The organism is Pontibacter sp. BAB1700 (assembly GCF_000277005.1).
Classification (GTDB): Bacteria; Bacteroidota; Bacteroidia; order Cytophagales; family Hymenobacteraceae; genus Pontibacter; species Pontibacter lucknowensis.
Genome location: NZ_AKIS01000152.1, coordinates 1 through 11951 on the forward strand (window position 1 = coordinate 1; position 11951 = coordinate 11951).

An 11951-nucleotide genomic window follows, 5' to 3' on the forward strand; every position below is an offset into this window, starting at 1 on the left:
GCGGCCCCTGTTAGGAGCCTTCCGGAATCCGTTTCATTTCGAAGCGGGCTGCAAAGGTAAGCAGATCTTTTCAACCTGCAAGCACCAAGGCAAAGTTTTTTTCAGTCTTTATTTCCAGTGCGTCGCCTCTCAACTTTGACACCGGTGGCCGCCCTGCCGGCCGCCTCTCACTCTCGTTTCCCGACCCGTTGTACCGTGTTGGGAGTGCAAAGGTCAGAAAAAAATCCGATTGCGCAAGGGGTATGTTATAACATTAGCTAGCGCGTCAAGACGGTTCCGTTTAACTGTCTGAGTTGCACCATCAAAATTTTAAAAATAACTTCAAAGTTTCTAAGTATTTCTTCTCAAGCAATTATATTTCCCTTCTTTTAGCTCTATTTCCTTTACCAGTGCCCTTACATTACACTCTTATATAATAGGAGAGGTATAGCTAAACTAATGGCTATACCTCTCCTATTATATTATTAAAGTCGTTTGTTCTTTACACCGCCGCTGCCTCGGCATACTCCTGCAGGTACTTATACCTTTCGGTCAGTTCTCCCCCTTTTGTAATGGTAGCTCGCTCCAGCATACCTCCTTCATCGTTATTAAAGAACTGCGGGAATACATTGTCTATAAGATGGCGGCCGAAATCCCGGGAAGCGTTGCGGGGTAGTTCACAAGGCAGGTTGTCGACAGCCATTATGGTGATGTTGTCCTTTCTATTATAAGGAGGTTCGAGCTCGCCCGTCTCTGGATTGTAGTCGTAGGCAGGTTCCGTAATTGTGGTAGCACGTTTGGTCGTAGGTATAGAGCCATCCACGTCGCAGGTGATGTCGGCGATGGTATCGATCTTGAAATCAGGCTCCCTGGTATCTTCTTCGGAGAAGAGCTTCGGAGCACGCGGGTCCCAGTAGGCACAGGCCATCAGGAGGTCGGTTACTTTGGTGAACTTGCGGAAAGTGGACTGGTATAGCTCCGGGTGTGCATAGAAGTCTGGCGAGTCCCATACCTCTACATCAGGGCGGTTGTTGTAGTCGCCGGAGTGCAGTTGGGCATATACCGGCTCTTTGAATTGCTTGTACAGGTAATCGAACACGCTCACCTTTCTGATACCCATCTTGTCGAGCACTTCCATGGCGCCGCTCGCCACACGACCGCCACCTGTCACAGCAATTTTGATCGGAGGCAGCTTCACTTTAAAGTACTCCTCCTGCATGTCTTCCATCTCATGGCAAAGGTAGGCGGGCTTCAGGTCGAAGAGCTTCCACTTCTTGCCGTAGGTAAGTATACCGTTGTAGGCACCCACTATACCTGCATACCTGCCAAAAGCTACGACCCGCTGCCCCTGTGCATTGGTCAGAAGTTCATAATCTATTAAAGTAATGTTCTTGTCGAGCACGGCCCGCAGAAGCTTGGCGTTGTGCGGCTGCTTCTTTATCGTGTGGGAGAAAAAGAAATACATTTTATTCGGAATCAGTTGATCGACGGGCACTTCCTTTACGCCCATCAGCACATCGCAATCGTTCAGGTCCTGCTGCAGGGCTATACCTAGTTCGGCATATTCTTCGTCGGTAAAACAGCGCACGTCACTGGGCTGCACCACCACCTCTGCTCCCGGAAACTCCTGCATGGCCTCCACACATTTTTTCGGGGTGAGCGGTACGCGCTTGTCAACTGGTATTTTGCCTTCCTTGATGATACCGATCTTAACTTTTTCCATAGGTGCGTGTTTCTGAATTGTTCTGCTGCAATTTATGTTTGTCAGTCTGGGGAAAGCCAGGCGCTACACCTTATATAGAGGTACACTATATAATATAGTGTGAAAGGCCAGTCGCCACACCCCGAACTATTTAGCTTTCATGCTTCAATATAATAAACAATTACTATTACTTTTGTAGAAAATATTGAAAGAGAGCCTTTGGCTTGTCTTCCACTGGAAAGTAAAAACCCAAATTCCCAATCAATACTTCATCGATATGATACTTAAAACAAAACCTGCTGATACTTTTAAGGAGCGCCACAACGGTCCGGATAAAGAGCAAATGCAGGACATGCTTAAAACCATCGGGGTAGACTCGCTGGATCAACTGATTGAGGAGACCGTACCGGCCGCCATTAGACTAAAAAAAGCCGCTGAACCTGCCAAAGGCTCTTTCTGAAACAAACTTCCTGAAGCAATTCGGACAGATCGCCAGAAAGAACAAGGTATACAAATCGTATATCGGTCTGGGTTACAACGACACCATCATGCCTCCTGTGATTCTTCGCAACATTATGGAGAACCCGGGTTGGTATACCGCTTATACCCCATACCAGGCTGAGATCGCGCAGGGCCGTTTGGAGGCGCTGATCAACTACCAGACCATGGTAATGGACCTGACCGGTATGGAGATCGCCAACGCATCGCTGCTCGACGAGGGCACTGCCGCTGCCGAGGCTATGGTATGTTCTTTGCCCAGCGCAAAGGTGCACGCAAGAATGCCAACCGCTTCTTCGTATCCAACCTGGTGCTGCCACAAACACTGGACATTCTTACTTCACGCGCCATTCCTATCGGCATTGAGCTGGTAATCGGCGATCACCGCGAAGTGGACTTCAATGACGAGACGTTGTTTGGTGCCCTGGTGCAGTATCCTGCTGCCGACGGTGCCATTTTCGATTATACTGACTTCATCAGCAAAGCACACGCACAGGATATCCTGGTAGCTGTAGCTGCTGACATTCTTTCTTTGACGCTGCTAACACCTCCAGGTGAAATGGGCGCCGACGTAGTGGTAGGTACTACCCAGCGTTTCGGCGTGCCGATGGGCTTTGGTGGTCCGCATGCGGCTTACTTTGCTACAAAAGACGCCTTCAAGCGTGTAATCCCGGGCCGTATTATCGGTATTTCGGTGGATGCCGCCGGTGACAGAGCCTACCGCATGGCCCTGCAGACACGCGAGCAGCACATCCGCCGCGAGAAAGCGACTTCTAACATCTGTACTGCGCAGGTACTGCTGGCGGTAATCGCAGGTATGTATACCGTGTACCATGGCCCACGTCGCCTGAAGTACATCGGTCTGAACACACACTCGCTGGCGCAGCAACTTGAGAAAGGCCTGAAGGCCCTTGGCTTTGAGCAGCTGAACGAACAGTATTTCGACACGCTGAAAATTGCCGTGGAGAGTGCTGATATGAAGAACGCCATCCGCACAGAGGCAGAGGCGGCAGGAATCAACTTCCGTTACTTCGAAGAAAACTTCATCGGTATTTCCCTGCACCAGAACACAGACCTGGATGATGTAAAAGCTATCCTGGCGGTGTTCGCGAAAGTAGCTGGCAAGTCGGCTGACGTGCTGGGTATAGACGAACTGCCAGAGGAGACTGAAATCACTTGGTCAGATAAACTGATCCGTACAAGCGAGTACCTGACGCACGAGGTGTTTAACAAGCACCACTCCGAGCACGAGATCCTGCGTTACATGAAGCACTTGGAGAACAAAGACATTTCATTGGTTCACTCCATGATCTCTTTGGGCTCTTGCACCATGAAACTGAACGCCACGGCTGAGATGATTCCGGTAACCTGGCCAGAGATCGGTCAGCTGCACCCATTCGCTCCTGCCGACCAGACACAAGGTTATGCTGAGATCTTCAAGAACCTCGAGGCCTGGCTTTGCGAGATCACCCGTTTCGATGCGATGTCGCTGCAGCCTAACTCGGGTGCTCAGGGCGAGTACGCTGGTCTGATGGTGATTCGTGCTTACCACGAGTCACGTGGCGACCATCATCGTAACGTAGCACTTATACCTTCTTCTGCACACGGTACCAACCCAGCCTCTGCTGTAATGGCCGGCATGAAAGTGGTGATCGTGAAGTGCGACGAGAAAGGTAACATCGACGTAGCCGACCTGCGTGCGAAAGCAGAGCAATATAAGAATGAGCTGTCTTGCCTGATGGTGACTTACCCATCTACACACGGTGTATATGAGGAGTCTATCATCGAGATCTGCCAGGTAATTCACGACAACGGGGGCCGTGTATACATGGACGGTGCCAACATGAACGCACAGGTAGGTTTGACTTCGCCAGCGCACATTGGTGCTGACGTGTGCCACCTGAACCTGCACAAGACCTTCTGTATACCTCACGGTGGCGGTGGTCCTGGTATGGGTCCAATCGGTGTGGTAAAAGACTTGGCTCCGTTCCTGCCTGGTCACGCTGTGGTTGACCTAGGTCGTCCGGAAGCGATCAACGCTATTTCGGCTGCTCCTTGGGGTTCTGCTTCTATCCTGCCTATCTCTTATGCCTACATCGCGATGATGGGTGGCGAAGGTCTGACAGAGGCTACCAAAGTGGCGATCCTGAACGCGAACTACATCAAGGCGCGTCTGGAGAAACACTATCCGGTGCTGTATGTAGGCAAAAACGGCCGTTGCGCACACGAAATGATCCTTGATTGCCGCGAGTTCAAGAAGTATGGCGTGGAGGTAGAGGATATCGCGAAGCGTCTGATGGACTACGGTTTCCATGCGCCAACTGTATCGTTCCCGGTAGCGGGTACGCTGATGGTGGAGCCAACCGAGTCGGAGGCACAGGAAGAACTGGACAGATTCTGCGACGTGATGATCTCGATTCGTGAGGAAATCCGTGAGATCGAAGCGGGCAAGGCTGACCAAAAGAACAACGTGCTGAAGAATGCACCGCATACCTTGAAAGTGGCGATGGTGGAGAACTGGGAGCGCCCTTACTCTCGCGAGAAGGCGGTATTCCCGATGGCTTACCTACGCGACAACAAGGTATGGCCAACCGTGAGCCGCATCGACAGCGCTTACGGCGACCGTAACCTGGTTTGCTCTTGCGCTCCGATCGAGGCCTACAACGAGAATGAAAATGAGATGGTAGCCATCGGCTAATCTATCTTAAGCTTATACCTGAAAAGCCTGGCCACATCGGTCAGGCTTTTTTGTTTTTAGGCCGTGCAAATCGCCTTCGCCTGTACCTCTTCATACCTTGAATTAACTGCACCATTTTAGCTTGCACCTGGCAACAATCTCCACAGCTATACCTACTAATTATCCAGCACCGTATACCTGTTTTAGAAATGTCCTGTACTTAAACCAACAGCTATATGCGAAACGCTATACCTCACTTCAAACACTTGTTATACCTGATCCCTGCCTTCCTGATCGGTTTGAGCGGCTGCATACCTTCTATAGTAGCTGACAGCACCTACGACCGCAGCGTAGACTTTCAGATATACCGCACATTTGCTTTGATGGAACCAGAGATGGCCAACACCTCCGCAGATCCCAATCTGTACGAGCCGCTGCTGGACAGGCGGGTGCGCGATGCTATCGCAGCTGAGTTGGTTAAGAAAGGTTTGCTGCTTGACGTCGAAAATCCAGACCTGCTGGTTGCTTATGATGTGTCAGTAGCACAGGATGCCGCTACTGCTTCCCCTGATTTTGGCTACGCTTACTGGTTTGGCTATCGTTTCAATTATAACTCTGCCGATTTTCCGGGATACAGACCAGTCGCACAATATATACCTGGAACCATGCTGATCGACCTGATATCGTCCAGTACCAACGAGTTAGTGTGGCGCGGCGTGGCAGAAGGCGATATTAATGTGACACAGACAGACGAGAGCAGGATCAGAAGGTCCATTATCAGTATCCTATCACAATATCCACCTAACAGACCCGCATCCAGCAGGCCAAGTTCACGATAACTTACAGGCGATAAGACAGACTGAAGCCGCCGTAGTAGTTGCGCGGTGATGCCGGTTGGAAGTAGCGCCCGCCGAATGCGTTGAGGTCATTACCCAGACTGTACTTCTGATCCGTCAGGTTTTCAGAGCCTGCAAATATGTCCAGCACAAACTGTCTTCCCAATTCCCTTCTCAATCCTAAACGAGCACCTGCTACGAGGTAAGCATCGGCGTACACTGTGTTTTCATCCGTAAGCGGAATCTCGTCTACATAGTTGGCCGTCAGGTGCAGGTATAGGCCTAAGCGGGTAGCTAGGTCGAGGCCGGCGGTTAAGGTATGCGGGGCTACGCCGGTGAGTTGGTTCCCACTCAGGTCGGTGTCATCTTTCTGGTAATCGCGGAATCGGAAGTGGCTCAAGGTATAGCTGCTCCATACCTTGAGCAAACTCACGGGCTGCGTGGCATCTTCGAGTAAGGTATAACCCAAGGCTGCTTCGAGTCCACTTTGCGTAGTAGCGCCTACATTTCGGAACACAGCGATGCTCGACAGATCCTGCCGACTCGCAATCGTCTCCCGCAGCCGGAAGTGAAAAGCCACCACATCAAAACTCAGTTTCCTGGCCAAGGCAAAGCCCCGTATACCTGCTTCGTAGTTTATACCTTTCTCCGCCTCCAGTTCCTGGTTTAGGGCACCATCGGAGGTCAGCAGTTCTTCTTCAGAAGGCGGCGAAAAACCTGCACTTACGCTTCCGTGCACCGACACCTGCTCGTTCAGGCGCTTGAGCAAAGCCACCCGTGGCGAAAGCACTGCGCTGAAGTCGCGACTATACTGGTAAGGACTGCCGCCAGGAGCCTGATGCAGGCGTGTGATCTCATACCTGGTATCGTTTAGGCTTAGTGCGGCAGTTGCGATCCAGTTGCCGGGCAGTTCGAACTCAGCCTGCGTGAACAGCAAGCCGGTCTTGGCCAGCACTTCGTCGTCGGTGCGCAGCGAGTCTGCTCTGCCTTGGTTGTTATCGTAGGTGCGGGCTGCCTCAAAACCGCGCTGGTATTCGCCGCCGAAGGTGATTGTAGTAGCTGCGGAGCCGAGCTGTGTGTTGTAAACAAAACGGCTTCGGCCTCCATATTCCTGGTTAGTGTTGCGTTCATAGTCGGTATTGAACGGATGGTCTCTATACCGAAACAAGCCATACAGAGCAGTCGTGTTTCTCCAACTGTCACTGAAGCGGTATTCCTGCGACAGCCCAATGTTTATACCTTGCTGATTCATCGAAGCATTCTGTGCCACACTCCCGAACATTCCGCCCCGTGCCTGCCGCGGATCCTGCTCATACTGCTCCTGTGTCAGTCCGCCGGGCAACTGGTAAAACAGGTCGGAGTAAATCAGGTTGGCTTGGATCGTGCTTTTGTCAGATGGATTGAAGGTGGAGGTCAGCATAAGCGTCTCCCGGTCCATACTGGATTGCTCCCGGTAACCGTCGAGTTGCTGGCGGGAATACTGCAGGTATAGGCTCTGCTTCTCACTGCTCACGCTGGCACTGGCAGTATAGCGCTGTAAGCCAAACGAGCCAAAGGTAGCACCTGCCTGAAATTGCTTCTCTCCGGGAGCTGCTCTGCGGGGTTCCAACAAAACTGTTCCGCCTGTACCTGCTCCGTAAATACTGCCTGCCGGACCTTTCAGTATTTCCATACTGTTGAAGTTGGAAGCATCATACAGGTTCAGGTTGGTGATGCCATTTGACTCGGTGAGGGGAATTTCACCCAGGTATAGCTTCACGTTGCGTATACCATAGGGTGAGCGCAAACTGCTGCCCCTGATGGAAAGCCGGTAGCTGGCTGTGGCCCGTTCCTCCATTCGCACCCCCGGTACTGTATTTACGGCACGCACCAGCGAGCTTTCGTCAAAGCGCTGAGTCACTTCCCGGCCTACTACGCTCAAGGCTCCGGCTGTTTCCAGCAGAGGCCGGTTGCTTTCATAGCCAGTCACCACTACCTCTGAAAGACTAGCCGTCAGAGGCTGTAGGTACACCCGAAGAGCCGTACCTGGCTGGATGCGCTGTAAGAAAATAGTATCGGCCTTATACCAATGTGCGAGATCAGCAGGAAAGTCGCTTGGTCTGCAACCGACAAATCAAAGCGCCCGGAATTATTGGTTAGCGCCTGTTCGCCTGTGTTGACTGTCACCGTCACACCTTCCAGCGCCTGGCGGGTCTTGGCGTGCAGTACCTGGCCGTTGACCTGTTGCTGAGCGTAACTCAGAAAAGGCAGCAGCATGAGGTTAGTCAGAAAAAGGGATCGGAGCAGGAGTAGTGATTGATTCATGTATGCAAGTTAACTGCTAACAAAACGGGTTATACCTTTTGAGGTTTAGATTTATGCAGGAATTGCTATGTTCTGCCCGTTTGTAACAATCAGAGCTGGCATTCGGTTAAATCAAAATACAAACCATATCTGTGAAATTAAACCTACCCATAACTATGAAAAAACTACTTACAACTACTGCTTCGCTAGCTTTGGCACTGACGCTTATTGGTGCGCCAGCCCTTGCGCAGGGAGGTGAAAAACCAGTGAGTGCTTCCGTGGAAGGCCATATCTTTAAACCTGCCCGGGTAGATGCTACCGACGCCCGCGTGAAGCAGCTAAAAGTTCCAGCCGGTTTCCAGATCACGAAGTTTGCCGAAAACCTCAACAAGCCCCGCATGATTGCCGTGAGCAACGACGGTGTGGTGTATGTGACTGACCGTGACAAGGGCACCGTGACCATGATCCGCGACTCGAACAAAGACGGGAAGGCTGACGAGCAGAAAGTAGTGGCCACCAAAGAGCACATGCACGGCATTGTGATAAAAGACAATCAAGTGTGGCTGGCTACTATAAAGGAATTATACACCGCTAACATCAACAAAGACGGGTCGCTATCTGAACTACAAATGCTCCTGGATGACCTACCCGATGGCGGCCAGCACCCGAACCGTACGCTGCGCATCGGCCGCGACAACAAGCTTTACATTTCTATCGGTAGTACCTGCAACTCCTGCGATGAGCCAAACAAGGAGCACGCCACTATTCTGCAAGCTGACCTTGACGGCAAAAACCGCAAGGTATATGCCAAGGGTCTCCGCAACACACTTGGCTTTGACTGGCACCCGCAAACAGGGGAAATGTTTGGTATGGACCATGGCATAGACTGGCTGGGTGATGATGAGCAGCGCGAAGAGCTGAACAAAATCGAGGAAGGCGCTGACTATGGCTGGCCCTACATATACGGTGAAGGAAAAGAAAACCCCGGCGACCAGCCCGATGATATGAGCTATGAAGAGTATAAAAAGAAAACCAAGTATCCACTGCTCACCTATACCGCCCACGCCTCGGGCCTTGATATGATTTTCTATAAAGGCACTCAGTTTCCGAAAGAATATACCGGCGATGCCTTTGTAGCTTTCCACGGATCATGGAATCGCTCTAAACCAGCCGGCTACAAAGTGTCTCGTATTCGCTTCGAGAATGGTCAGCCAAAAGAGTTTGTGGACTTCGTGACAGGCTTTCTGGTAGATGACAACAAGTCGCAGTTTGGCCGAGTGGTAGGTGTCGCCACGCACACTGATGGCTCACTACTGGTAACTGATGACTCAAATGGAGTAGTGTACCGCATTGCCTATACTGGCGGTAAACAGCAACAAAACCAGCGCAACAAACGCTAAGGCTCGCAGCTGAAAAATAAAAAAAGGCTCCGTAGAATCTACGGAGCCTTTCCAAACTATGAAAGCTAATGAAATTTTTAAATCCTGTTAAAGGAGCTCTTACTTGATTCGGAACTCGGTTCTTCTGTTTTGCTGGTGCATTTCCTCCGGACAAGACACCCCATCGGTACACTTGTTCACCAACCTTGTCTTACCATAGCCTTTGGCAGTCAGCCTGTCTTTGGCTATACCTTTCTCAATCAGGTAATCCACGGCGGCCTGGGCTCTGCGCTCAGAAAGCACCTGGTTATACTTCAGACTTTCACGGCTATCGGTATGCGAACTCAGCTCAATCTTGATCGTAGGGTTTGCCACCAGTACTTCAGCCAGCTTATCAAGCTCTTTGGCAGCATCCGAGCGGATATCCCACTTGTCAAGGTCGTAGTAGATGTTCTCCAGCACAATGGCTACGTTCTTCTCGTCGCGGTCGAACACCATCGCTACCTGTAGGGTATCCGGAGCGGTTTTTGGAACCACCACCAACGAATGCTGATTCAGATAGCCTTGCTTAGAGCCCTGCATGACATAGGAATTTCCTTTACGGCCATCCATAAAGTACTGCCCTTTTGTGTTTGTCAGAGCTGTACTGCTATCATTCTGGTTCTGCTGTGCGATCAGGAGCTGCACCTGCGGCAATGGAAGCTGCACGTTCTTTTTCTGCTCGTTCTGCTTGCGCTCCAGCGTAGTCACAGCTATCACAACAGGCTTTTGCAGTACTTTGAAGCTGTAGATATCGTCAGTTCCGTTGCTGCTTTCGCGGTTAGACGACAGCAGACCAGTTTCTTCGTCTTCGTTGAACATGATACCATAATCGTGCTTCGAAGAGTTGATCGGGTGGCCCATGTTGTTCACGGCCGTCCAGGCAGCGTGCTTGCCTCGGCTGCAAAAATATCCAGACCGCCCATTCCCATGTGTCCATCGGATGAGAAATACAGCTTGCCATTCTGATCCACATAAGGGAAGCTCTCACGACCCGATGTGTTGATCAGTATACCGGCATTGACAGGCTCTCCCCAGCTACCATCAGGCTGACGCAGGGTATAGTAGATGTCCGTCTCGCCCATACCACCCGGCATATCTGACACGAAGTACATGATCTTACCATCAGGTGACAGGGCCGGATGACCAACGGAGTATTCTGCTACATTGTTAAAAGCAAACGGCTTTATATCTGTCCAGGTAGCACCTTGTTTTTTGGATGAGTAAATCTCCAATCGGTTGATGTATTCGTTCACCTGCGACTTTTCTACCCAACTAGTCGGGTCAGCATTGCCAGACTTACGCTGCTGCACCAGTTGCGTACGGGTGAAGTAAAGTGTCTGCCCGTCTTCGGTAGCCGAGGCTGTGGCATTGTGGTACTGGTCGTTGATCATTTCGTGCAGCGCAGTGGGTTTGCCCCAGTTGCCATTGCCATCGCGGCTGGCCATAAAGAGCTGCAGGTACGGGCGACCGGTCCAGCCATAGGTGCCGGCTGATATTCCTTCCTGATCCACACCACGGTCTGATGTAAAGATGATCGCGTCTTTGCCATAATTCATCGGGCTGAAGTCAGAGAAACCCTGAACGTTCAGTCCGCTCAGGCGCTGCACCTCGGCCAGCGGCATTTTCTGGTTGGTCCAGCTTATTGCCTTGTCGCAAGACGCCATCAGGTGCTGGGCACGCTCATCCTTTTGCGGTACTTCCTCAGCCCACTGCATGTACTGTTGCTTGGCCTCTTCGTACTTGCCGTTACTGCGCAGCGCTTCAGCATAGTGGTAAATGTTCTGCGGGTCACGACCTGGCATGGCCACTACCTGTGCATACCAACGCTCTGCCTCCACGGTCTGACGTGTCAGGCGGTAGGAGTCGGCAATGCGCTCAGCCGTTTTCACATCCGGCTTGCGCTTCTCAGATGCTTTCTTGTACTGCTCTAAAGCCAGCGCAAATTCAAACTTTTCGTAGTGCTTGTTTGCCTTGCGAAGCTCCTGCTGCGCTTCGGCTACAGGGGCAGCGCCCAGCATCAGGGCAGCGGTGAGGTATAAGGGTATATGTCTGAAATTCATATGCGGTAAGAGCTAATATTAAAAGTATTGCGGCGTCAGCATTTTCGTGTCCTGCTTCTTGAAGAAGTAGTAACCTACCGATATCTCGTGCGATTGAAAACCGCTCAGGTCGTTGAGCATGCGGTCGTAAGAGTAACCCAGGCGTAAGGCGTTGGTTACCTGTAGTTCGGCGATTAGGGCCAGCGCAGTGCGCTTGTTCACCGGATCAGCCACTTCATTCTTATTGAAGAGGTTCATGCTCGTACGGTAGGAGCTACCCAGCCACAGACGGTCACCCAGCAGCACGAAACCATTCAGGTCCACATTGGCCGGTGCGTTGAAGTCTTCTTTTACCAATATGCTTGGTTTCAGCTTCACGAAGTTGCTAACTTCAAACACGTAGCCTGTTGTGAAGTAATAGTGACGGATCGGCTCGATCTGGAAAACATCTTTGTACTGGATCAGGTCAGAGGCAGACAAACCTGCGTAGAAACGCGGTGTGTTAAAGTAGATACC

8 protein-coding genes and 1 pseudogene are annotated in these 11951 nt (G+C 51.3%); 3 read left to right on the plus strand and 6 right to left on the minus strand.

Features of this window, described 5'->3' with window-relative positions; all coding sequences use genetic code 11:
- Window positions 1-481 precede the first annotated feature (481 nt).
- A complete protein-coding gene (locus O71_RS16600) occupies window positions 482-1702 on the minus strand; it encodes an NAD(P)-dependent oxidoreductase (RefSeq protein ID WP_007659098.1) in 1221 nt (406 codons plus the stop codon).
- A gap of 256 nt (window positions 1703-1958) precedes the next feature.
- Between O71_RS16600 and gcvP the strand changes: the two are divergent.
- Window positions 1959-4877 (plus strand): annotated as a pseudogene (gene gcvP / locus O71_RS16610) (aminomethyl-transferring glycine dehydrogenase).
- A gap of 215 nt (window positions 4878-5092) precedes the next feature.
- Window positions 5093-5695 carry a DUF4136 domain-containing protein gene (locus O71_RS16615; protein WP_007659103.1) on the plus strand — a complete coding sequence of 201 codons (603 nt, stop codon included), beginning with the start codon at window positions 5093-5095 and terminating at the stop codon, window positions 5693-5695.
- Between the two features lies 1 nt (window position 5696).
- On the opposite strand, the gene O71_RS16620 is transcribed toward O71_RS16615, so the two are convergent.
- Both O71_RS16620 and O71_RS16625 read right to left on the minus strand, forming a co-directional pair.
- Window positions 5697-7703 carry a TonB-dependent receptor domain-containing protein gene (locus O71_RS16620; protein ID WP_007659104.1) on the minus strand — a complete coding sequence of 669 codons (2007 nt, stop codon included), beginning with the start codon at window positions 7701-7703 and terminating at the stop codon, window positions 5697-5699.
- Window positions 7685-7996 carry a carboxypeptidase-like regulatory domain-containing protein gene (locus O71_RS16625; RefSeq protein WP_040574524.1) on the minus strand — a complete coding sequence of 104 codons (312 nt, stop codon included), beginning with the start codon at window positions 7994-7996 and terminating at the stop codon, window positions 7685-7687. Before O71_RS16625 ends, O71_RS16620 begins: the two co-directional genes overlap by 19 nt.
- A gap of 155 nt (window positions 7997-8151) precedes the next feature.
- Between O71_RS16625 and O71_RS16630 the strand changes: the two genes are divergently transcribed.
- Window positions 8152-9375, plus strand: a complete 1224-nt coding sequence (locus O71_RS16630) for a sorbosone dehydrogenase family protein (protein ID WP_007659106.1) — start codon at window positions 8152-8154, stop codon at window positions 9373-9375.
- Window positions 9376-9474: 99 nt separating this feature from the next.
- Here the strand turns inward: O71_RS16630 and O71_RS26890 are convergent, their stop codons facing one another.
- The 3 genes from O71_RS26890 to O71_RS16645 all read right to left on the minus strand — a co-directional run.
- Window positions 9475-10257 carry an OmpA family protein gene (locus O71_RS26890; protein WP_155800974.1) on the minus strand — a complete coding sequence of 261 codons (783 nt, stop codon included), beginning with the start codon at window positions 10255-10257 and terminating at the stop codon, window positions 9475-9477.
- A 5-nt stretch (window positions 10258-10262) separates the two neighbouring features.
- A complete protein-coding gene (locus O71_RS24020) occupies window positions 10263-11456 on the minus strand; it encodes a PD40 domain-containing protein (protein ID WP_007659108.1) in 1194 nt (397 codons plus the stop codon).
- A gap of 18 nt (window positions 11457-11474) precedes the next feature.
- Window positions 11475-11951: PorP/SprF family type IX secretion system membrane protein (locus O71_RS16645; RefSeq protein ID WP_007659110.1), on the minus strand; the 477-nt coding region annotated here is incomplete at its 5' end.